Origin of the sequence: Affinundibacterium amnicola, from assembly GCF_014284275.1 — a bacterium.
GTDB classification, from domain to species: Bacteria; Pseudomonadota; Gammaproteobacteria; order Burkholderiales; family Burkholderiaceae_D; genus Undibacterium; species Undibacterium amnicola.
Map to the genome: position 1 here is coordinate 122,723 of NZ_JACOFU010000005.1, position 23,917 is coordinate 146,639.

Annotated in this window: 20 protein-coding genes; 9 read left to right on the forward strand and 11 right to left on the reverse strand. The window is 44.2% G+C overall.

All coding sequences use genetic code 11. From position 1 onward, the window contains the following. Nucleotides 1–235: 235 nt before the first annotated feature. The 3 genes from H8K33_RS12965 to H8K33_RS12975 form a co-directional block, all read right to left on the reverse strand. Nucleotides 236–2,368, reverse strand: coding sequence for a C1 family peptidase (locus H8K33_RS12965; RefSeq protein ID WP_186891456.1), 2,133 nt, complete (start codon nt 2,366–2,368; stop codon nt 236–238). A gap of 91 nt (nt 2,369–2,459) precedes the next feature. Next, nucleotides 2,460–3,320 (reverse strand): hypothetical protein, encoded by an 861-nt coding sequence (locus H8K33_RS12970; protein WP_186891457.1) that lies wholly within the window; start codon nt 3,318–3,320, stop codon nt 2,460–2,462. A gap of 2 nt (nt 3,321–3,322) precedes the next feature. Further along, nucleotides 3,323–3,622: a hypothetical protein gene (locus H8K33_RS12975; protein WP_186891458.1), complete on the reverse strand. Its 300-nt coding sequence runs from the start codon at nt 3,620–3,622 to the stop codon at nt 3,323–3,325. Nucleotides 3,623–4,168: 546 nt separating this feature from the next. Here H8K33_RS12975 and H8K33_RS12980 point away from each other — a divergent pair. After that, nucleotides 4,169–5,512 carry an MBL fold metallo-hydrolase gene (locus H8K33_RS12980; protein ID WP_186891459.1) on the forward strand — a complete coding sequence of 448 codons (1,344 nt, stop codon included), beginning with the start codon at nt 4,169–4,171 and terminating at the stop codon, nt 5,510–5,512. Between the two features lie 48 nt (nt 5,513–5,560). Here the strand turns inward: H8K33_RS12980 and H8K33_RS12985 are convergent, their stop codons facing one another. Genes H8K33_RS12985 through H8K33_RS13010 form a run of 6 tightly spaced genes read right to left on the reverse strand, consistent with a single transcriptional unit; the run spans nt 5,561 to nt 13,036 of the window. Beyond that, nucleotides 5,561–7,396, reverse strand: a complete 1,836-nt coding sequence (locus H8K33_RS12985) for a DNA adenine methylase (protein WP_186891460.1) — start codon at nt 7,394–7,396, stop codon at nt 5,561–5,563. Beyond that, complete coding sequence (locus tag H8K33_RS12990) at nt 7,390–8,178, reverse strand: class I SAM-dependent methyltransferase (RefSeq protein ID WP_186891461.1); 789 nt, start codon at nt 8,176–8,178, stop codon at nt 7,390–7,392. The genes H8K33_RS12985 and H8K33_RS12990 overlap by 7 nt, the downstream gene beginning before the upstream one ends. Beyond that, nucleotides 8,171–10,726 (reverse strand): GGDEF domain-containing protein, encoded by a 2,556-nt coding sequence (locus H8K33_RS12995; protein ID WP_186891462.1) that lies wholly within the window; start codon nt 10,724–10,726, stop codon nt 8,171–8,173. The genes H8K33_RS12990 and H8K33_RS12995 overlap by 8 nt, the downstream gene beginning before the upstream one ends. 2 nt (nt 10,727–10,728) lie before the next feature. Continuing rightward, a complete protein-coding gene (locus tag H8K33_RS13000) occupies nt 10,729–11,658 on the reverse strand; it encodes an HAD-IIB family hydrolase (protein ID WP_186891463.1) in 930 nt (309 codons plus the stop codon). Next, the gene (locus tag H8K33_RS13005; RefSeq protein ID WP_186891464.1) at nt 11,627–12,640 is read right to left on the reverse strand and encodes a DNA adenine methylase; all 1,014 of its coding nucleotides are present in this window, start codon (nt 12,638–12,640) and stop codon (nt 11,627–11,629) included. The genes H8K33_RS13000 and H8K33_RS13005 overlap by 32 nt, the downstream gene beginning before the upstream one ends. Further along, a complete protein-coding gene (locus H8K33_RS13010; protein WP_186891465.1) occupies nt 12,641–13,036 on the reverse strand; it encodes a helix-turn-helix domain-containing protein in 396 nt (131 codons plus the stop codon). A gap of 217 nt (nt 13,037–13,253) precedes the next feature. On the opposite strand from H8K33_RS13010, the gene H8K33_RS13015 reads away from it, so the two are divergent. Then, a complete protein-coding gene (locus tag H8K33_RS13015) occupies nt 13,254–15,128 on the forward strand; it encodes a hypothetical protein (RefSeq protein ID WP_186891466.1) in 1,875 nt (624 codons plus the stop codon). Between the two features lie 24 nt (nt 15,129–15,152). Here H8K33_RS13015 and H8K33_RS13020 read toward each other — a convergent pair whose 3' ends face one another. Further along, entirely contained in the window at nt 15,153–15,395 is a 243-nt protein-coding gene (locus H8K33_RS13020) for a helix-turn-helix domain-containing protein (RefSeq protein WP_186891467.1), read from the reverse strand. Between the two features lie 133 nt (nt 15,396–15,528). On the opposite strand from H8K33_RS13020, the gene H8K33_RS13025 reads away from it, so the two are divergent. From H8K33_RS13025 to H8K33_RS13035, 3 genes are all read left to right on the forward strand, one after another. Further along, nucleotides 15,529–16,143 (forward strand): hypothetical protein, encoded by a 615-nt coding sequence (locus tag H8K33_RS13025; RefSeq protein ID WP_186891468.1) that lies wholly within the window; start codon nt 15,529–15,531, stop codon nt 16,141–16,143. A 69-nt stretch (nt 16,144–16,212) separates the two neighbouring features. Next, nucleotides 16,213–16,452, forward strand: coding sequence for a hypothetical protein (locus H8K33_RS13030; RefSeq protein ID WP_186891469.1), 240 nt, complete (start codon nt 16,213–16,215; stop codon nt 16,450–16,452). A gap of 368 nt (nt 16,453–16,820) precedes the next feature. Further along, complete coding sequence (locus tag H8K33_RS13035; RefSeq protein WP_186891470.1) at nt 16,821–17,258, forward strand: hypothetical protein; 438 nt, start codon at nt 16,821–16,823, stop codon at nt 17,256–17,258. A gap of 4 nt (nt 17,259–17,262) precedes the next feature. Here H8K33_RS13035 and H8K33_RS13040 read toward each other — a convergent pair whose 3' ends face one another. Further along, nucleotides 17,263–18,285: an IS1595 family transposase gene (locus H8K33_RS13040; protein WP_186891471.1), complete on the reverse strand. Its 1,023-nt coding sequence runs from the start codon at nt 18,283–18,285 to the stop codon at nt 17,263–17,265. Between the two features lie 129 nt (nt 18,286–18,414). Here H8K33_RS13040 and H8K33_RS13045 point away from each other — a divergent pair, with 129 nt between their 5' ends. The 4 genes from H8K33_RS13045 (at nt 18,415) to H8K33_RS13060 (ending at nt 23,903) form a co-directional block, all read left to right on the forward strand. Further along, complete coding sequence (locus H8K33_RS13045; protein ID WP_186891472.1) at nt 18,415–18,639, forward strand: DUF6471 domain-containing protein; 225 nt, start codon at nt 18,415–18,417, stop codon at nt 18,637–18,639. A 168-nt stretch (nt 18,640–18,807) separates the two neighbouring features. Next, nucleotides 18,808–19,746, forward strand: coding sequence for a DUF4007 family protein (locus H8K33_RS13050; protein ID WP_186891473.1), 939 nt, complete (start codon nt 18,808–18,810; stop codon nt 19,744–19,746). After that, nucleotides 19,736–23,068 carry an ATP-binding protein gene (locus H8K33_RS13055; RefSeq protein WP_186891474.1) on the forward strand — a complete coding sequence of 1,111 codons (3,333 nt, stop codon included), beginning with the start codon at nt 19,736–19,738 and terminating at the stop codon, nt 23,066–23,068. Before H8K33_RS13050 ends, H8K33_RS13055 begins: the two co-directional genes overlap by 11 nt. Continuing rightward, entirely contained in the window at nt 23,061–23,903 is an 843-nt protein-coding gene (locus tag H8K33_RS13060; RefSeq protein ID WP_186891475.1) for a phosphoadenosine phosphosulfate reductase domain-containing protein, read from the forward strand. Before H8K33_RS13055 ends, H8K33_RS13060 begins: the two co-directional genes overlap by 8 nt. Nucleotides 23,904–23,917 lie beyond the last annotated feature (14 nt).

Sequence of the window (23,917 nt, forward strand, 5' to 3'; positions counted from 1 at the left end):
ATAAGTTATAAGGGAACAGGTGAGTGTGATGAGGTTTGCATTAGTATCCTTGGTTATGTCCGACGAACTTGCCTCTTTTTACAGATAGGTAAGGCGGCCGCCGGGTGCTATAAATTGAATTACACAGAGCAGACTTGTTCAGAGCCACGCCGCTGCGTCGACGCTGTCCCCAAGTCATGCATCGGGACAGTTGTTGATTTGCCCCACAACCACGCAATTTTTGCGTCATCTATGATCAGCGCTTGGTCTGATTGTCGATATCCATTCTTGTACGGATAAGGCTGGTCGCGGACATGGCAAAAGACAGGTTGGCCGGGTCGATGGTGATGGTCGCGTTCTTGACCGGGGCCGCGCCCAAGATCCGGCTGAACGTCGACGCCACGGTGTTGTCGTCATCATCAAAGGCCCCATGTTGGCGAGCCTTCGAGGCCTTGATGGAGGTCTTTGCCTCATCGTTTGGCGCGATCACCCAATCGGCTGCGCCGCTCTTACCGAACAGCTGCTTCAAGTCAGGATCATTTTTGACGGTGTTTTCCATTCCCAGGATGGGCACACCTTCGCTAAAGCCCGGAATGCGCTGGGTTTCTTCAAAGGCGTTCGAGACGAGATAGAGCAAGCTTTTGTTGTAGATGCGCGCGCAGTTATCGCTTTGTTCAGCGGTATCAGACAAGCTGTACATTGCGAACTTGCCGATTTGTCCGTTCTCGATCAGGGGCAGGTAACTTGATTTGAACAACTGCGCCGTACACGCCGGCGCCCACAAGGTGCAAGTTGCCACCGACAGATTCGCGCCGGTCTGCCCTTTCATCGGGCCGCTGGTGATGACACCTTTGCTAGCCAGGAGCTGAATCAGTGGCGCATGCAAAATTGATCCGGCGCTGTGGCCAACCACATGCAACTCGAGGTCAGGAAATTGTTTGGTCAGCGCGATGATGAGCTGCACCACGCGGCGTGCGCCACCGTCCTTGCCGCTGGCGGCCAGCGCGTTTTCCTTCATCTCGCTCCATGCCGCCTTGCCGCTCATCGTGCGCGCGAGCGGCTCGAGGGCGTCGTCGAACCGGTCGAGCATAAAGTCCTTGGCCTTGTCGAGAAAGCCTTCGGGTCGGCGCCGCCGCACAGCATCCTGGAGCATATTCGTCAGGGTCGACCAATAGTCCGTGTTCCAGATGAACGCAAGCGGGTACACTCCTTCCGCGAGCAGCGCGCCGCGGTATTCAGCCACGCGCTGTACCGCTGCATCGGCAGATACCAGGCCGCCGTGCGCAAACAACAACAGCCGCTTTTTCTTCGTGCTGGCGTTGAACATGGTCGGGATATCGTTCTTGAAAATGTTGGTCACTTCCTCGTCGCTGGTGCCATAGTCGCCACCAGGTTTGAAGCGCCCTTGATTGCCCAGACTGATCAGGTGCGGGCGCAGGTCGCTGTAGGTGTAAGCCACCGACATGCCAGAGCCGCTGGCGTGGGCAGTCGCAAATGAAAGCGGTTTGTTGAGCACTACTGGTGCGCCAAGGCGCGCGACCCAGACATCGGTGCCGTTTTCGAGCCAGTCGTCGTAGCTGACGTGGCCCATGCCGTCCTTGCCCCATCCGCTGCCCCATGAGTTCTGAATCCAGAATCCTTTGCTATCATAAGCGACGATCGCGAATGCGTGCCCGCCCAGCACGTCGGGGCTGTACTTGATTTCGCCATCGGCGCCGACCGCTTGCCAGCCGGCGTGCACCATTGAAGTCGCGTACAGTGCGCCGACGTCGGCAATCGCGGCATGCATCGCAATAAGGTCTTTATGGTTGACCCGGTAGTAGGCGCCCAGCGGGCAGGCGCGCGCGGCCACCAAACGCGCGTCATTGAGGCTGCCGCGCTTGCTTTTTTCAACGTGATAAGGCCACTCTTCGTCGCGGCAAACACCATGCTTGTTCCATCCCTTCATGGCGCCGCGCGCGCTCGATCCGTCGTAGTTTTCGCCTGGCCATTCGTCGTAGCGGCGCGCCAGCTCGTAAAACATGCGCGGACTCACCTTGTTCAGGTCCGGGACGTGCTGGCGTCGGCGCAGCAGATAGTTGGCGACCGTGGCCAGGCCGAATCCAGTGCAAGCGCCCTCCGCACCCTGGTCAAGCACCGGCACCTTGTGTTTCAGGTAGTCGTTAAGCGGGATCTCGCAGGGCACTTCGACCAGGCTGGCAACGTACATCCGGTCGCGAAAATCGAGACTGTCACGGCGGGCGTTGAAGCGCCGCGCTGGCTCTGCCGCTGTATCGGCCGCCACCCCAGCTTTACCTGTCTTTCCAGCCTTGACTGGTTTCTCAGCCTTGCCATCTTTTTGCGTCGTGCTCGACTTGTTCGCTGTTTTGCCTGCCGGGGATTTTGCCATTGTCGCTTCCTGGTTGTGCTGCCGTTGAAATAGCGAATTAAAATACTTTTATGAAATAAACATAATGATATTGAATATCTTAATGTTCTGATTAAAGTTTAACCCCCAAATAGATGCCAGTCGACACCTTCTTTTCTATTGATGTGCTGAGCATTTCCCGACCAATTGAACGTTCAATAAGCAAGGAAAAAAGTGTTTGGCCTTTGGGTGGATTAGCTGCATCGTAGAATGCGTATTCAAGTTGAATTTTGCCTTTTTTATAGGTATCTTTTAATCGATCACCCGAAGCCGTGATGTCTCGGGCATATGTACCGGAGAAAGTAATCTTCGCCCGGTCGCAAAATGATGTGAACAAGTCAACATTTATATTGACTGATAATCCAGCAGTCCGCCCTTTTGGTGCTTTTACTGGATCGTCCGTCTCGAGCGTATTTAGATAATAAATATTCGTCTTTGGACGAATAAATAGTCCCCAAGTATTCGGAGTGTAGCCTAGCCCAAATTTTAGCGAGGGTACATTAACAGGTTCGACAGAAAATTTACCTTCAAGGCTACTTGTTCCAGCAATTCTATCTCGAGATCGTGCTAAGTCCGAGTCAATCAACCAAGAGGTTCCATGTGTAATATCACCAAAAACGGATTTAACACCGAGTTCAAATGACTTTTGATCGGATCCGACCGATGCGTTGTCATTAACCACAAGTGCGATAAATGGTTCATACAAAAAATTACTGTTGGAACCACCCTTAACGATGCTATAAGCCAAAGCGAATTGTGTCACTCCACCATTTGCTTTATTACTTGAGGAGTATCCTAATCTTGCAGGCATGGAACTAGTCCCAGGATCATCTAATGCAGGATCTAACCGCAGGGTCATTTGTGCACATACTGACGACGATGTCATGAAAGCAGCTATGAGCACAACTCCGTGTAGGGTCTTTAGCTTACTCATAGTTACTCCCCGTCGAATGGTAAACCGTCGGCTGCTGCACTCGTTAGATCGATCGCACCTTTCACCGTTTTAAGCGCAGATGTCTCAGTTTGAGATATAGGACGGCTTTTTGATAGTCCATTTCTGCGTGCAATCTTAGTTAACGGGATGCACAACGCACGCTTCATTGAACTGTCGAACCCTGTAGTGACATTGATCTTTACGCCCTCCACTGCATTATCCTCCATGCTTGCTAAATCAAGTGGACTCAACATATCGATCACCTGCACTACCTCTTTCTTAATTTTCGCTCGGTCAGCCATGTGTTCTCCGTTCTATCGTTGATTAATACAACAATTGAGACTTCATGCAATTTATATTGTTGCTTAACAATAAAGTGAATTGCATGTACTTTTCGTTTTGCAACTATTGTTTTTATGCAAAAAAATTACAGCCAAGACGAAAAGCAAATGCGATTTCTCTGGAAAATATGAGCAATTTATGTACCAGGTAGCTTGAACGAATTCTTAGCTAGTATCAGGATCGCAATAAGAAAATCGATCAGTAAATCCGGCAAATATTGACACGTAAATTACATGCAATAATTTCCATAGAATGAGAAAACTCACTAAATATTTACGTATCAAACAATAATGGCGGCAGCCATCAAGGATGATTGGGTAAGCACCAATTTGACATTGATGTGCCAAGGAATGGGTGACAAAAACATTTAGGTCAAAGACTTCGTAACAGTTATACCCGTACTTCACAAATTCAGAGAATCTAAAAAAATTTCGGTAACAATTGACGGCATCAAAATTGCTTATTTTCAATGCAAGCAAAATCAATTCAAATTGAAAGGAATCGTTATGCCTAAGATTTTTGCCAGCTTATGGATGCTATCGAATTCTAGGTCTGCCATTGCTGTCGCACTGGGTTTCTTAGTACATATTGAGGTAGCAACAGCATCAGATTGCATCGCGCCATCTGGAGGTGCCGTGGCCGCGGTAACACTGCGCACGTCACCTACTGCAAAAAGCGCGGCCAACGGCAAACTTGAGCCTGGTCAAACATTACCGCTCATCGCATCAATGCCTGGATGGTACGAAATCCAGCTAGCAAACGGTCAAACAACTTTTGCGTCTAAACGTTCAACTGAAGTTATTACTTGTGCAGAGAATTCTACGAAGGTATCAACAGCACCTGAGGTTCAATACGAGTTGCACGCAATTGATGTCGGTACCGGGTTATCGGTGCTGGTTCGCGGACCAGACTTTGCTCTTCTTTATGATGCAGGTAGCAACGACGATATGGAACGCGGGGACAATAATAGAACGCTGGCTTATCTCAATACGTTGCAACCACCAATACAGAAACTCTCCCACGTCATCCTCAGTCACCCACACCGAGATCACGTCGAATTACTACCTGATGTAGTCACTCGATTAAAGCCTAGTAATGTATGGAACTCTGGTGCCTACAACGACATCTGTGGCTACCGGAATTTTCTGTTTGCGATCGCCGCAGATCCTTCGATCCAGTATCACACTGCGACCCAGGATGAAGGTAGTGAATCCATCGAAATGGCAGCAAAGAACTGCTATGGCGACAAACAGCCATCACAAACATTAACGCTCAATCACGGTAAGAAAATCACCAACGAGAAAATCTCTCTTGGCCAAGGTGCCTTCATGACTTTTTTGTTTGTGGACGGATCACCTAGATCGAGCCTCAATGAGAACAGCTTAGCTGTACGACTAGACCTAGGCACTCACAAAATACTTCTCATGGGAGATGCAGAGGCTGGCGGTAGAAATTTGCCTTCGACAACACCAAAAGAATCATCTATCGAAGGAAAGCTTTTAGCCTGCTGCACAGAAGATTTGAAGGCAGATATTTTGGTAGTGGGGCACCATGGAAGTAAAACTTCCTCTAGAAAGAAATTCCTTGATGCGGTGGGAGCAAAAACTTTTATTGTTTCTGCTGGCCCGACTAAGTATGCAACCGTTGTATTACCGGATCAGGAAATCATCACCGAATTAGAAAAACTTGGACAAGTTTTTAGAACAGATATTGAAGACGCTTCATGTCTTATGTCACCGGATAAAGTCGGATCTGATTCAGATGGTAAACCAGGTGGGTGCGATAATGTCCTAGTAAAAATACCTACTAATAAATCGGTCTCGGTAAATTATCGACGAGTGTCAGACTAAAAATATCTGCTTCCTTTAAAATTTTTCTGAATGATTTGAATTGCGTCGTTACTTCGCACGGATCATGATCATATATTCGTCAACTGGCTTCAGTTTTCCAGATCTCCCCTTACTTAACGCATTGTTACCTGAGGTATTCAGATCCTTGGATTCAGTCAATATCGATTCATTATCGGTTTCGACCTGAATATTACGCTTACCTTGAGGCTTATAAGAGTATTTTGTTGTGTAAATTTCGAGTCCCTTTGGCCTAGAACCGAGTTGCTCGATCACTTTATCAACACTCGCCAAACCACTACTGGAGTAACTCCACAAACAACTCCAGTTGTTTTCTAAACAAGTATTGATTACTCGTCCAATGGTAGTTTCAATGGATGATACATTCCTCGTAAAGAATTCCGATGCGAATCGTCCATTTCGACCTTTAGTTGGAATTGCCGCCTTTCCACCAATGACCGGATAATTATAGTTAACAAGCGTTTCTAAAACATGATAATACCTACTGTATTCATCCCTAGTATAAGGAGGATCAAGATAGACTAAAGTTGGTTGGCCTTTTAAAATCTTTGTGGCTTCTAATATTGCATTTTGCCAGGGGCCTGGAATTGTCCTAATCGGGCGGCTTGACACCTGACTTTCTTGTGAAAGACTAATCAATCGAGCGGAAAATTCTTGAGTAACCGACATACTCCGACGCAAGATTGTTTCTTTTATTTTAGTTGCTAATTTCTCTGGATGTGCGGTATCAAACCTGGGTTGTGCAAAGTGACCTCCATAATTGTCCGCACAAGCGCTTACTGCGCAAATAAGTGCTCCAAGTGCCCATTTTTTCTGATTCTCATCGTTCAGACTTTCAATTGCTAACCTTAGGCTATCAATTTCTACAGCTTGACGCACACCAAAAAATAGATTCGCATAGTATCTAGTGAATAGCGTTGCGGGAGCTGTTAATGGGTGTCGCCTTCTTATCGCAAGTTCATTAGATAGATAAGGATTAAGTTCGAAACTTGAGTTGTTTACATTAAGATATTGTGTAGCCCATTCAACAAAATTTTCACAGTCAATACCCGTCATTTCTGACATTAGAAAACTTTCTTCGATCTCCATTTCATGCCCGACTAGTGCCGTAAGTTGATCAAAATGAGATCTAGCATTTGTCGTAACTCGTTGCACGATGCTACGTGCACCAATTTCGTCCATACCGCCCCCTTGGATAGCGGCCAAATGTCTTGAAAATGCTTGAGCGTCTGAGGCATACACCTGCCAGCGTTGAGCAAATGCACCAGATGTTGCACCCGATCCACACATCAAATCGAGTATGACACCATCACGAGGATGATACTCTTCAACAATTTCACAAAGAGCAGGGCAAAGAAGTGTTTTAGCTCCCATGTAACTTGCGGAACGCGCCAAAATATTTAGCTTTTCTCGCTCTAAAGCCCTATTAAAGAAACGTTCTGTTTTTTGTTCAACATCGAACAGAACTTGAGGATCTTTACTTAGGACAGATATACCTTTCATTGGCAAATGAACTTCGCCAATTGCAGAAAAAACTGACTTGCCAGATGCCTTCTCAATTATTTTTGGTAAAATTTGTGAGATTACTGTTCCCCCAGGCACTTCCCGCCCATTCTCCATTTTCCGAAATAACCCTGTCGAAGGCGAAAGCATCAACTCATGTTCTGATGGAAAGAGGTGCAACAAATTGTTTACTTTATCCCTTTCGATTAAACCATCACCTGCAATTTTCCGTATACGCTGAAATTGTTCCGTACTTACAAACGCCGCTTGATCAACACCAATGATAGATAAAACACCCCAATCATTTAATATGTTGCAAAGCTTTCGTTCAGCCTCATCCATTTGAACTAAGTAGGTCAGCATAAAATACTCTTATCAGAAATCTTCAAAATTTCTAAAACTGAACCATATGGTGAAGGCGAAACTGAGTGAGTAAAAGAACTATCGTTAATTGTATTTACAAATTCAATAATTTTCTCAAGTTGAATATCCTTATGAAAGTTTGCCACCAGAATCCCACCGCTACTCAAAAAGTTTACTAAATTCATAAATGTTATTAAGTTCAGTCCATAGTGCATTACGTAAGATACAAGAATAATGTCAAAATTTTCATGGCATCTCGCTGTAAAAGATGATGAGGAAATGATTTTAATTCCCTTTAACTCAGCTATTTGGCTCATTTGAACACAGATGTCTGAGCCTACGAGAACTTCTAACTCCATCACAAAGTTTGCTTGTAATATCAAGCCTGTGCCACATCCGAAATCTAATGTCCGAGAGCGGTTTATTTGTTTCTTCTTTTTTGCGATCGAATACAAATATTCATAACAACCAATATTTTTCTCTTTGGTTACGAGCTGATCATAATTACCAGCGATTTCTTTAAAGAGAGAACTAACAAGGCTGGATCGATCATAATTATCGTAGTTAATTGGCAACCAACAATTTTCAAAAATCCTTTCATAGCCTAACGAGTGAAGCTGCAATATTAGAGACTCTTCCTCTTTGGCGAGCATTTTTTGTGTTGCATAAATATTGGCCTCCTCACTGTCACCGCTAACATGCACCAGTCCTTGGAAAATACTGGTGTTTTTTAGGTTCATTCCAATTGGAACAGCAATGTAATGAACTTGACGATCAAACACTAGCGGCATCAGCAATTTGTTTAGCAATACGACGATGAAATTCGTCTACACGCATATGAAGACTTAATGCGAGGTAAGTTAACTTCCCAAGCTCCACACGAACGTCTATTCCCATTTCCTTATGCAGATCACCTACATTTTTAATCACAAATTCAGAGAATCTAATTGAACCGAACAAGCTATATGGCAAGCCCACTAATGTCTCAACGGTTCGCCACGAAAAACAAAACTCAATTGAGCATATACCGTCATGGTGACGTGGCGTTGCCCAAATACTAACTAATCCTAGTGGGCGCAATTGATTATCGTGAACGATATTCTCAACCACTAAAATTGCTCGGCGAGTCGACTTTCTACTATTTTTGGGGTCGCAGTAATCAGCAAGTTGACTGATAAATGCCACGAACTGACCGTCATCATGAAATTTTTTTGAAATGAATGAATCGGAATTAATGAGTACAGACCCCGCATAGCCTTCAAACGCGTCTTTCTGATCTGCCCAATAATCAGGGATAGGATCTTGAATTGGATTTTCTAAAACTAACTTGAATCCCACGATCTCACGAAGAGTTTGTGAAGCATCATCATAGGTAGTTGCTACAAGGTTACTCGTCCTCATTATTTCTACGACTAAGGGGTAGGCTTGAGCCGCCGAATCACATCGCACTCCATCGATAGTTCCTAAAGTCAGCCCCTCGGCATCCAACTTTCTCTTAAGTTTGGGCGGCCGCTCCCGAGAAATTTCTGGTTCCTTTGTTTGCCACGTCTTAAGTCTTAACGACGCCTCATACAATATATCGATGATCTTTTCGAAGTCATTCGCAAACAGCATTGCACCCGAGCACCTAAGTGCGTCAAGTGAATGATCTACAGTTTCTCTTGATAGAGCGGTAACCACTGATAGTTCCCCGCTGTTTATAGAAATCTCACCCTTAATTCGTTTTATTGTTTCTGGAGCATTTTCTGGGTTGCCTATGACCACTAAATTTTGAAAATTTGAATTATTCCCGACTACAGAAATCAAATTGGCCACTCCCGCTTGCCAAAAATCTGGTAAACCACCTCCGGTTTTGGGGCGGTCATCGACAACAACAGTATCAATAAATAACTTTTGAGGAAGGTCACTTCCCGAAGGCAAAAAGACCGTGTTCTTAAAACCAACCTGAAATGCTATCGCTGTGGCATAGGCACACGGAGCTAACGTGATTATTGGCGATCCTATTGGCACTTCAAATCCTGTGCAATTTACATCACCCCAAATCAACAAATCTTCTTGGAACAGTCCTGCTTTCATTAGGCATTGTGAAAGCCGGAGAGAAAATTGACCTTTTTCGGGGTTTGTCCGTTCTCCTTGCGCTCGCGCAATTCCGTGATAAATCGCTATAGCAATTGCTGCGAGAGAAAGATCTGTACTTGAATTTTCAATGCCGACTAAACTATCCTCCGTAAGCCCATCCGAAACTTGAACTCCAAAAAAACTTGTAGCTTGGTCTATTTTTGACGATAGTGACTCTAACGAATTTTCAGACACTACAGAGTTACATACAATTCGACTTAATAGATTGAGGTAAATATTTGCAAACGGCGCTTTATCAACTTGAAATGTACGTGCTAAAAGCACACCAAATTTCATAAATAATAAAGGACTAAGTTGTGTTTTAGTTGAATTCGAATAACTAACAATTGAAACTGTCCCACGCTTTTTATTGTTTTGATTCTCAGGATTTTTTGTCACACTTTCAGCACTGCTTAATGAACTCTCGAATTGAGAGAATGTTTCAAAATCATTCAGTGGCGCTATTCCTGCTGTGAAACCTACTGAATATTTCTCCGTGCCAAATTCTTTTGCAGCAATCATTTCATTCAAAAGCCAGAGATCTTCCACGAGTGCAGCGATCGGCATCCCAGCGACGATCAAACAAAATTCATCCCCCCCATTTCGAAATCCAAATATTGGTTTATTCTTTGAAATTTGTTCGATACACTGGGCGACATGGCGTATCGCGTCATCACCAACGGCATGCCCTAACTGATCGTTAATTATCTTGAAGCGATCTAAGTCAATATAAACAACATATAAATTCGCATCTCCCATTTCGCCTACAAGACGTCTAATTGTTCGTGGTAGACGTGATTTAACTAGCTCTGCTTTAAATTTCAGTAAACCAAAATCTCCTTCCCTTAACTCTGCTCGCCATGCTGCAAGAACTAAGTCCTTAACTGGTTGATACCAAGTACTTGTCGACACTACGCTCCCACTAGAAGACCAAGCCAAAACCTCCAATCCACCGGGAATCGCTCCATCCTCACCTAAAGGCTCAATTTGAGTTGAAAGCTGCTTATCGGCAATGGTTCCAACAAATATTTCATGTTCAACATGATGTTGCTTGATTATCACCTTAATACCACTGAGCGGTGATGAATCCATACGAATCAGCTGTTCCAAACTTCGCTGAAGCATGTATACGGAAAATATTTGTTCATTTGCCGCTGAAGTGAATTTTTCAGCCGCATCTCGCCATGGGTGCGGCTTATCAATATTAGTCATTCTTATCTCTTTGTTCGGTGTAATCGCTTTGCGCGACGTACTATTTCAAGAACATCGATCGCAGCGTTTTCAGCGCCGAATCTCGACACATAGTCGCTCGCGGATTTAGCCATTGGTGATGCGCCTTGTACCGACACCCCAATCCCCGCCCATTCAAGCAACTCAACATCATTATCGTTATCTCCAACTGCCAACACATCCTTTTGTGACAACTTTAAACTTCGAATCACATCGGTCATACCAGCCGCTTTTGAAGAGCCTTTCGGTCTCAGTTCGATAAAACGGGAGCCACTAGATGTGATTGAGATTCCATCTAAATTTTTAAGAACCTTATTCAGACGGACTTGATCACTTTGAGGCTTAAGTAGTATTAGCATTGCTGTTACGGCTAATTGGACATACTCTGTTTCGAGGTTGAAGACTTTCATACCATTGAATTCTCTTGCTGGCGGAACAGCGCCGACAAAACTTACTGTCTCCCAAGTACCAATTTCACTACAACCTTCCGCATTTTCATCGCTTACTGTATAAATGAACAAGTCAACGTCATTATCACGTGCAATTTCTATCACCTTATTCGCTGCCAATGCTTCTATTTTTCGATGTGCAATTATTTTTTTTAGTCCTGGCTGTACAACCAGACTTCCGTTGTAAAGAATAATCGGAGTACTTCCCAAATCTCCAAGTGCTGATAATGTATTCTGAGCACCTGTCAGCGTGCGCCCAGTAGCTAAAGTAATACGCACACCAAGACTCTTCGCTGAACCTTGAAGTCGTTTAATCCTTTCGCCTGGAGCCTCATCTGGAGCCTTAAGTAAAGTTCCATCGAGATCAAATGCAATGAGCTGAACGCGACTAAATGGTTCAAGCTCCTCAAGTGGAGCCAGGTAATCCGGCAAATTAATTGGCTGATGCGCTAACGACGAAAACATGGTGATGAATTGTCCTAGTGGATTTTGTTGTTGTATAACCTAGTGCGGGTAGGGTGAATTCATTTAACGAACCAAATTTCTTAAGTGCACATCGCATCGTTTCTAAAGGAATAAGTGCACCATCACAGTAGTGAACAATTAACCATTTCCAGCCAACTTGTGCAGCGAGTTTTTCAATGTATTCCACGGTCATGCCATCTCGAATATTTATTGATGCTGGATGAGGGTGGATAGGCACTCCAGAGGCGCGCTCATAATTTGTTTTAGGTTGCTTGAGTGTGGACATTGACTCCGGCAAATGATAATAGCTTGCATAGTTTCTATTATTATATGGCGGATCCAAATAAAGAACGTCAAAATTTTTACCCGCTAAGCAAGACAATGCATCTCCCAATAAGGCGTGACCGACATATTGTCCACCCCTCACGGGAAACCACTCAAAGTTGAAAGTCTTGACTGCTTTGCGATGGAACGATTTAAGGTATGCATAATATGTGCCTGCTGTATTTGCAACAGCATCCATGCTATTTAGCAAAGACGCTATTAGCAGTGCCCTTTCGCGACGGTTAAGAAGTCCCTCCTCATGCCATCGCTTAATTTGATGCCAAGCACCCGCAATTCTTACCGCATTTTCACGAGTAAAAAACAACCGCTCCACAGCATACTCATTCACAAGCCAACTGTTTGGAGCGTATGACATATTTAGAATAGAACTGATCTGCTCCATAGACTGGATATCCATGCTCTCCCGCAGCTTACTAAATGGTAAAGTGGATTTACCTTCAATTCGTGCAATCTGGAAGGTATGAGGAAAGGTAAGAACGTCGCACGTAGTAACTCTAAATCCATTTAACCTCAACTCAGCACCAATAGTTCCCAAGCCACCGAAGGCATCTGCTACAGACCCTGTAGGTGTGAGACTTGAAATGAGCTGAGAAATTTGCGAACTGGTCGATGCTTTTGAACCAAAATATCGAAACATTTATTCACCTCTTTTTATTGATTTTTCACCCGAATGAAGCCTTTTAGTAAAGCGTCCTGTCACTAAAATAAGGTGGGCGATTACATCTGCATGCTCTTTTGTTCCATCCCAAACTGTATCAAACGCCTTCAAAACACGGTCCCGATCAGGTGGCTCTTCCATTTCGTGAACGCCAAACTCGCTCAACTTCGAATAGTCACAATTTGCATATTTGCATAAAATTTTCAAGTTGCTTGATACTCTTCGAAAGTTTCCATTAAAGATTTTACTAATTTGAGTCTGGTCTACTCCAGTTACTATTTCAATCCTTGATTGCGACGAAAGACCTACCTTAGCAAATTCTTGCCTAAGATAATTTCCGAAATTTTTAGCTTCATTTTCCGTAATATTTCTCATACATTAATTATGACACTTGCATAAATTTATGCAAGAAGATAGTTCGCTTAATTAGTTGTCAATAATGATTGCGTTGTACGATTGAAGCAAAAATCAATACTTTTCGAACGACGACAGCATAGATGAATGAAGTAATATCATCGGCACTGTCTAGTACATTAAAAATATTCCATTAAAAATACTTAAATTATTATTTTTTATTAAGTACACTTCGCATATGAATGCTATTAAAAATTTTGAAATTTTGAATTTCACCGATGGACACACTATGTGGAGAATTGACTGGTTCGGATCGGTATCACTTGCAGAAATCTATCGGCGCTCCAGTCAACCAAAGATCGAAGTGCAACTTTCTCAAATTCCAGATCAGGTAATCGACACATCAGGCATTTTTGATTCAGAGAATTTCAAGAAATCCAGAAAACGGTTAATAAGGCTCCCAGTCGGTCTTTTGTCCATCCTAAAAATTGGCGATATTTGGAAAAACGGTACTTTTTTCGAACGACCGGACTACGACGTAATGTCTTTCAATCAGTTAAAAATTACACGGAACAGCTCATCACTGATTAAGGCAGGACTACCGGATCCTGAAACAAGTCAATATTTTCTTCCGATGTCGCACCATCCACAGCATATGGAACATACACAATCTTACTGTGTACATATCAAAACAGATGCTTACCATATCATCGTTCCCTGTATTGAACTGATTCGCTTCTATTTCGGTTCCTCAAGTACAGTCCTGGCGAAAATTTTTGACGCACCATTTGCTCAAGAAAACTTTTGGATTAGCACCGAAAATACTTCCTCATCAAGACCAACAATTCATCTCGCGCCTGGCATATCAGGACATTCGGCACCACACATTGGTCGCATCGCATTCTCAAAGGTAGCTCGCTCAGCAGCTGAGTTGATTGGTAACTCATGCATTACGGCCACTGCTCGGAATGAACCCGCTTTTCCTAAAGCCCTGTTTCCCTTTGAGGGAGAAACTGACTTAGTCGTTTCGGGAAAGTGGCTTCCATTCAACGGAAATAGTAAAGGCGTCTTTTTAGTATTCAGCCTTATTTCTTGCTCACATCCATTTCCATTTAAGGAAATCAAATACACCTCTACAAAAAAGTCGACTTCGAAGTCAGGAGAGGCTCCTAAAACTGATTTAAAAGCAAAACAAGAGAAGAGTGGGCTTCTATTCTCAAAAGCCCGTCAGGCGAATAATACGGTTATTGATGAAGAGCCAGATAAGAAAAGAGTTGCAGAGAGAATCAACACGCAACATTCAAGTGCTCAATTTCCAGATCTAATACGCAAGTCAATTACAAAAATTGAAAATGAGCACATCCCAACCCTAATGCTACGCAAAGAAGGGATATCAGTCGTTGATGGACTATCTGTTGGTGATGAGGGGAACCTATCCACGATTCACCCAATTGAATTTTCTGATTACGATGACGAAGATTTCCAAATTCCAAAATCTACAAACAAAAAATTATCTTTAACTTCCTTAGTATTTTTCGAGTTACTCAAAAGGATTCGTCAGGACTACCAGCACATGCCAATTAACTTAGTTCGCCTAGACTCGAGGCAACGATTTAACTACCTTTCGACCATGCCCAGAATCGTTAACGAGGATGGAGAACTACTTTCGTCTTGCGTAATGTCATTTCCTGAGTCTTCCAACAATTCAAAAACATTTACTCGAAATCGACACATTTCAGTTGCAAGAATTATTGACGCCTACAGCTGTGTTTACCTCATCGTTCCGGAGATGTCAGAAACCGCGAAAGAGCTCGAATTGCACGTCATCCTTGATAAGTCAAAGGCGATAAGAACGACTCAGGATTTATTGGCCGCAATTGGTATCCATTTTTCGAAATATGTCGAAACAGAATCCAATTACGAACTCGGTCAAGGTGCGATATCGACCGTGCATAAAGCAGAATTATTGAATGTTCAAGATAACCATGAATTAATCGCAGATATTTTTCATTCAACGGTCAGTGGAATGTTGACACAAGAATTTGAAAATGCATGCAAGGATTCTTCATCCACTTTGATCGACAAAGAACTTAACGCGCTTACTTTGAATTAAAAGCACCTTTCAATCAATCCGCTCTTACTCAGCCTCAATAGGCATAATTAATTCCACCACATCGACACCTAATGCGATAGCCAGTTGCTCTAAGCCATCAATGGATATATTCGTGATGCAACGTTCCAATTGCGAAACATACGTGCGATGAAAGTCCGCAGCCTCGGCCATGTACTCTTGACTCCAACCACGCTCTTTGCGCAGGCGCTTCAAATTAATGGCAATTCGATGCCGTGCATTCTCTATAGGTTTTTTTCTTGCATTCATACATGCAAGGTTGAACCTCTACCGCTTTTGAATCTACAGCCTATAACTCTACTGTTTTTAAATCTCATTTTCAGGTAAGATTAACGAAGTTGCATCGTCAAATTCAACAAACTATTGAAAACTGAGGATACCGATGGCGAATACCTTAAAAACAGCTGGCACTATCATGGCCGCGTCTCTTGCAATTCCCATCGCAGGGCTCTCTGGGCTCGGTGCACTTGGTTCAATGCTCGGCTGGTTGTTTATCAAAGGTAATCGAACAAGTGGTGTATTCCTTTTCTTTGTCATCGCTTCTGCCATTTTTTACATCACGTTTCGCTTTTTAATCAATCTTCAAAAAAAGGCACATAACCTCGTGATAAAAACAAACGAGGAAACAAACTTCAAATTCGACAAATCCAACTTGCTTGGCTACCCCAGTCCAGTTTTCTTTGCATTTGATCGAGAAAATCGAAAAATGGCTTCCTTCAATAGTGTGGATGGGTCCTCACAAATATATGAACTCTCGCACCTATTAGCGTGGCAAGTTGAATGGACCAATAAGAATAGAATGGAAGTTTCCGGGATGGGGAATCAAATTGACGGCACCAACATGCGCGTACCAGCCTTCCAGAACACGACTCGACGAGAGAGCTTTTGTCTCGCCATTGAAGTAGCCAATATGGACAATCCGATTCTCAAATTCCCCATGAATGAAAGAGCGGCAAACGAATGGTGCGCAAGACTCAACGCCATTGTTAATGGCTAAATATTTTCAAGAATAATGATTTGTATCATCTAAAAATGAACATTCAACCCCAAATTAAGTAAAAATCTAATGCACTCTGTTAAAGATTTAAAAGCTGCATCCAATGACATCAAATTAATTTGCTTAGATGCGGTAACCAAATTCGCCCATCAAAATCCAAATGTACCAGCACAAGCGGTCATGATTGGTGTTGGTGAATTACTGATTCAATTTTCCGTATCACATACAGGATGCGAAAAAACCATCCATTTACTTAACTCACTTCGAGATGCCGTCGTTCATCTAGGCTCAAACGAGGAGTTAGTTTAGCTCTTATAGGTATTAACTACACTTTACTATTGGCAACTGAAATTTCTCTTTTTACTTGCACACCATGCGCATCTTTATCGATACGGAATTCACAGATTTCATCAATTGCGAGTTAATAAGACTAGGCTAGATGAATGACTTGGGAAAGACTCACGGCAAGATCGATCTGAAACACATGCAAAGTCGTAAATAACTACGTCTCGAACTTTTTTAGACACTCAACGTTGCTAAATGTGACGTGTGTGATTCATAGACATCATTTCAATTTATGAAGTATTTTCCGGAATTATGTAGCAGCCGCACAAAGCTTTTCTTGAACTAAAAACTTACACTATCCCCATTCAAAACTCACTTTTGGGGAAATCAACATGGCAGAATCTCACGTCATATCGGGCTTAGTAGCGAAACGCGCCGAAGTCGCCGGACAAATCACCTCGTATCAATCCGAAATCCAGCGCTTGCAAAGTGCATTGTCGCATTTAGATGGAACGATTAAATTATTTGCGCCGGAATTTGATTTGCGTACAGTGAAGTCTAAGCGAACTAACGCACGTAATCAATACTTTGGGCATGGTGAAGCGCAGCGCATGACGTTGGATGTGTTACGTGAAGTTGGCGAGCCAATGTGTAGCCGTGAAATTGCCAATGCGTTGATACAGCGTAAGCACATAGAATCAACGGCGGCCATTGTGGCGCGAATTCAAAAAAATATTCTGGCCGTGTTGCACCGCTTAATGGCAAATAATATTATTAAGGCCATTGATGCGCAGGGTGAACCTGGTGTGATGCAGTGGGAAATTGTCTAAGCGTTTAAGCTGCCAGTCGCTCAGCAGTCCGTTTGTTCCCTTGCCAGTAACCGCACCAGTCATGGTGCGTTTTTGTTTGTACGCACTTCTCGCAAATATCATCAAATATGTCGCCGTTACTCATGCGTCGTGTATCTTCACGGTAGGCCGCTTCATTGGCATAATTCGCCAGGTACAAATTGCCGAACTTATGTGTCTGGCCGTATTGCATGCGGCGGAAGCGTGAGAAATACGATTCCGCTAAATTGTTTGTGATACCTGCATCGCTGCGATATTCCACAGCATGATTGACGCGGCGCGTATCAAATTTGGCGTGCAGGCCATCGTAAGCGTTAGATTCATCTGCGCAAATGACAGAACCCTTCTGCACATACAGTTCAGCCAGTTTGCCCACGTCGGCTTGATTCTCCGCTTTAATCACGAACGAGATTGTTTTGTTTGCGCCCTGAATAGCATCACCCACAATATTAACTTTCTGGCGCATGACCAGCACGCAGCGTTTAGCAGGGTTTTGATGCTCAGCTAAACGGCGGTCAACCCGATCCTCCTTTTTATTCTTAGGGCGAATATGCCCGTTGACGTAGGCACCATCCACATGCACTTCACCGGACAGCGGCGACATGTCGCGGCGCTCCATCAGAGATTCCCTGATTTTATGGCACAGGACAAACGCGGTTTTGTACTGCACATCCAAATCCCGTCCCATTTGTAAGGCGGAAATGCCCTTTGCGGCATTGGTGTAGATCGCAATCGCTGCTAAGTACATTTTAAGCGGTAGTTTGTGAAACGCGAAGATCGTGCCAGAGGTCACACTAAACGTGTGATGACAGTCTTTGCAGCGCCACTGGCGGCGCGTGGCAATGAAATAGTGCTCGTGCACCACGCCACACATTGGGCAGGTCACAGCCTTGCTATCGCCCCAACGTACTTTCTTGAATACCTTAAATGCTTGTTCGTCATTCATTTCAAACACACGGCGCAAAGACAGAGTACGGGCTTTGGCTGAGAGTAGGAAGTGCTGTGTCATTACCTTCTCCATTAATCTACGTTTATGTGGAAATTATACCTATTTTGTAGAATGTCGCAATACATATTTGTGGAATATTCTATTTATATGTAGAATTGATGATTAATCAGTAAATAAAATGGATAGCTTATGCAAAATAACGATTGGAACAGCCGCGCGACCAATTTATTAAAGTCCGAACTAAAACTAGCTGGAATTGGCTATGAAGAATTGATAAAACGCCTCGCCGAAATAGGTGTTGAAGAAAGCTACAAAGGCATCGCCAACAAGATCAACCGAGGTGCGTTCACATTCGCATTCTTTATGCAATGTATGAAAGCATTAGGCAAAGATACGATACGATTCGACCACTAAGGTAGAATTGATTATACTGTATATATAATCAGTATTATGTGTAGAATATAGCGTTGGAAAAATGGCGTGGAATTAGCTTCAATTTACCCATTTCCTAGCCTATTTCTTGCAGAACTGGTAGACTTCACCAGTCAACCCTACTAATCAACTGGCGAAGGTCTCCAGCCAATGACTCTGATTCGATTCCCCTCCGATATAAAGCCAATGTTTTCTGGACATGAGACGTTTCCATTGCGTCAGCTTTGGTTGCGTAAGGCATTCTGTGAAGTTGAACGCCATGGTAAGTTCGCGCCAAAAGGAGTGTTCTCTAATGACGATGCAATTGAGCGTTTTGGTGTTGGTAAAAATATGGTGTCGTCAATCCGTCATTGGGCACTTGCTTGTGATGTCATTCGCGAATGTAAAGATGTTGAAGGCTTTGAGATTGGCGATATTGGCAACTTGCTCTTTGGATCGCACGCATGCGATCCATATTTAGAGCGTGATGCGACCGTTTGGTTGGTACATTGGTTGTTAGCAGGTCGTGCAAAACGTTCAGCAACTTGGTATGTAGTGTTTAATTACGTGCAGAGCCAATCATTCCAACCAAAAGATATTGTGGCGCTAATTGATGAGTATGCGACTGCCAATAAATCGGTGCGATCAGGCACTACGCTAACGCGAGATGTGGAAGTTTGTTTGCGTTGCTATACCTCAGTTGCGCTTACGAATGCAACAGAAGACAGCGCAGAACCGCTCCTATCCGACCTCGGATTATTATCAGCTAGTGGTAACACATATCACTTCCATCGTGGACCGCAACATTCATTACCTGATGGAGTATTTGCTTTCGCCCTACTCGACTTTTGGAGGCGGTGGGAACAGATCACAAATACATCGCAATCAACACTCTCATTCAATATGATTGCTCATGAATATGGGTCGCCGGGACGGGTTTTTAAATTAGATGAAGATTCTGTTAGCGATAGGCTATCCAAAATTGCAGACATTACGCGTGACTACTTGGCTTGGACCGATTCATCGGGAGTGCGGCAAGTTAGTCGTGTTGGAAGTGGTTCCATAGATGATGCCATCACCAATACTTTGAGGAGGGCTTATGCAAGATAAGCTATCAAACCACGTTGCCGTCAACCGTCAATTTTTACGCTCTGTTCGTCTTGATGCCGATTTTGGGCGAGCTGATGCAATGCAGGGTTATATTCTGCAACCATCAGCTCGAACGCTGTTGGAGACGACAGCGAAACATCTCATCAATACGCAACAACGTGCATTCACTTGGACTGGCCCGTATGGCGGCGGGAAATCTTCACTCGCTTTAACGTTGGCATCCCTCGCTGGTGGTGATAGTGCTATCCGCAAAGCGGCACGTCTCGCACTTGGTGGAACAAATAACGATGGTATACAGAAATTTTTCGGTGGCAAGACTCCTTGGGTAGTCCTTCCTGTCGTTGGAAAACGTGCGTCGGTTATTGATGAAATTGGCACGGCCATAGATAGCCATCTCCGAGGAACAAGAGGGAGAAAACCTCAGTCGGGCGGTCGAAGAGATGTCGTGATGGAACTTGTGCGTGCCGCAGAAACACGCGACGATATTGGCGGCGTGCTATTGGTGATTGATGAATTGGGAAAATTTCTTGAATATGCTTCACATTCAGGTGAAGACATTGGCTTTTATCAAGAGATAGCGGAAGCCGCAAGTCGGTGTCGAGGTAATCTTGTAATCATTGGCGTTTTACATCAATCATTTGAACAATATGCGTCACGGCTAGGACAATCTGCACAGCAAGAGTGGGCAAAGGTTCAAGGTCGATATGTTGATATTCCACTGGTTGCTGGTTCTGACGAAGTAGTGTCGCTGATTGGTCGAGCGTTACGTGTTGAGTATAAACATCCAACATCAAAGAAAATCGCAGAACGTGTATCAAAGGTAATTCGTAACCGTAGGCCAAGTGCCGCTTCGGATATTACAGAATTGCTCGATGCTTGCTGGCCGCTGCATCCTGTGACTGCTGCAATGCTTGGGCCTGCTTCCAAAAAACGTTTCGGACAAAATGAACGAAGTGTTTTTAGTTTTCTTGCGTCTGCGGAGCCTCTGGGATTTACGGAAGTGCTGAGAGGGCTGGATGTTAATCCAAATAGCTATTATTGGCCGTCTCAATTTTGGGATTATTTACGAACCAATTTTGAACCAGCAATTCTTGCATCTTCAGATGGGCATCGCTGGGCAGCAGGCGCTGAGGCAGTCGAGCGTGCGGAATCGCGGTTTTCGCAACTCCATGTCGCGCTCGTAAAAACCGTTGGCTTAATTGAGTTATTGCGAAACGGTTCTGGCCTAGCCGCTGAAGACGATTTATTGAAAAGCTGCGTTGAGCAATCTCTGTCAGGTTCGGTCAAGAATGCGCTAGCGGAATTGGCATCTGCATCAATTCTAATTTTTAGGAAGCACCTTAATGCTTGGGGTGTTTATGCAGGAAGCGATTTTGATATTGAGGCTGCGGTTAGAGACGCAGCAGCTCGATTGGGAACCCACGATTTTTCTAAACTAGGTGATCTTGTTGATCTTGGCCCTGTAACAGCCCGTCGTCACTATTGGATCACTGGCGCCATGCGTTGGTTTTCTCGTTCCATCGTTCAGGAAAGTCAAGCACAGTCCTATATCAATAACTATAAATCACAAAGCAAACAATGTGGTGAATTTATCCTTGTATTGTTTGATCAAAGGGTAGATGCGCCAGCTCGTAATCGGGCTGCGAAAAAACTATCTGCGCTTTCAGAAGGAAATGGACTGCTGGTAGGAACACCAACAAACGCGGATAGAATTGAGGAGTTGGTTGGCGAACTTGCTGCATTAGAATACGTGCGTCAAAACAGTCAGAAACTACATTCAGATAGTATAGCGATGAGGGAGATCACCGCCCGCTTGCAGGCGACTCGCTCTGCGTTGTCTGATGAATTGCGTGATGCATTCCATAACGCGGCATGGTACTACGAAGGTCACTCAAAAAAACAATTGGGTAGCGAAGGCCTGTCGCGTCTTGCATCTGACGTCGCTGAAACGATTTACAGTAAGTCACCTCGCGTAAATAGCGAACTTGTTAATCGTAATTCTCTTTCTACCAGTGCTGTTAAAGCGCAACGTGGCCTACTACACGCAATGCTGTCAAAATCGGATTACCAAAATCTGGGATATACGACTTTTTCAGCAGATGCGGGACTCCAGCATACAGTTGTACGAGCACTTGGTTTGCATCGTGAGGTAAAAGGCGTATGGCGCTTTACCGATCCAAGCGGCACGCCCAGTAGTGATTCGATGACCGAGGCTTGGGATGCAGCAAAGGCTCTTGTCATCAATTCTGACAAAATCGTGAGCTTATCTGAAATTTACGAAGCTTGGATCAAGCCTCCTTTTGGTATCAAGGTGGGTCTACTTCCAATATTCGCGCTCGCGTTTTTTATGGCACATCGTAACCAGCTTGCGCTCTACGTTGAAGGTATTTTTACTCCAGACGTAACTGAGGCTCATGTTGATGAATGGTTGCAAGACCCTAAACGTATCGGTTGGCGTTACGTTCGGATTGAAGCAAGTGAGCGCAAGATGCTTGAAGCACTTTCTACAGCGCTCAGCAAACGCTTGGGGACAGCGGTTGCCGCCGATGCACTCGATTCCGCGAGAGCATTGGTGACTTTGGTATTTCAATTGCCGTACTGGACAAGACGTACTGATTGCCTCTCTAGTGAAGCAAAGGGAGTCCGTAATCTTTTGTTGCACGCTTCCGATCCTCACAAGGTGCTATTTGCGGATCTGCCCTTAGTTCTTGATACTCGAAATCCTGCCGAGTTAGCAAAAAAAATTGCGGCGATTACTGGTGAACTAACAGAAGCATTCGATGCTCGTTTGCGCGCAGTTGAGAAACGCCTTTTTAATGCACTTGATCATCAAGGCGATTTAAGTCAATTGATAACACGTGGCAAAACGGTGTCAGGCGTAGGGGCTGACTTTAAGCTTGATGCGTTTGCCACACGATTTACCGACTATGCTGGTTCAATTGGAGATATTGAGGGCTTACTAATGCTCGCATTGGGTAAGCCAAGTAAAGATTGGACTGATCGTGATATCGATGCGGGCGAGGTTCAATTGTTGTCTTGGGCAATGGAGTTTCGAAGATTGGAATCGTTGGCCGAAGTGCGCGGTCGCCCAGCGACCAGACGCGCCATTGGTGTTGTATTTGGCTCAACGCGAACCGTCACTGGGACGTTTGATGTTTCCGAAAGCGACAGTCTTGCGATCCAAACCCTTGCTAACGAATTGCTTGGAAAATTGGCATCCGGCACATTGAAGCGCGAAATATTTTTAGCTGCAATCGCTGAAGTTGGCGCAAATATTTTTGAGAATTTAAACATGGAACGGGAAGGATCTAGCCATGAGTGAACATCATGTACTTGGTTTATCAGGCGGGAAAGACAGCGCAGCATTAGCGATTTTTATGCGTCAGAAATATCCGCACTTAAATATCAAATATTTTTTTACGGATACCGGAAAGGAGCTGCCCGAGGTCTATGATTTTTTAGCGAAGCTTGAAGGGTTTTTAGGTAAGAAAATTGAGCGCCTTAATTCTCAGCGTGATTTTGATTTTTGGCTTAGACAGTATGGAAATTTTTTGCCAAGCCCGAATACACGCTGGTGTACACGCCAGCTTAAACTTTTACCTTTCAAAAATTGGGTTCGCCCTTGGCTTGATAGTGGCGACAAAGTTTACAGCTATGTAGCCATTAGGTCTGATGAGGATCATCGCGAAGGGCTAATATCTCAGCATGACAATCTCATAGTCAAGTTGCCTTTTCGTGAGCATGGCATTGATAAGCCAGGAGTTTATGATTTATTGGATGCTTCTGGCGTCGGCATGCCGAAATATTACGAATGGCGCTCCCGAAGTGGCTGTACTTTTTGCTTCTTTCAACAGAAAATAGAGTGGGCTAGACTTCGTGACAGGCATCCTGATGAATTTGAAAAGGCGAAGGCATACGAAAAAACGGCTTTAGATAGCGGATCACCTTTTACCTGGACCCAAGGCGAATCGCTTGTTGAATTGGAGCAGCCAGAGCGCCTAGCTGCTATTCACGCGGATTTTGAAATAAGGAAGCAACGTGAATATGCGCGTATAAGAATAAATCCGTTAAGACCAAAAGTTGAACACCCCCTTGAAATTGACGATCTTTACCTTGAGGACGAAGGCGGCGGAGCGTGCCTAATCTGTCACAAATAACGATCAAATACTAA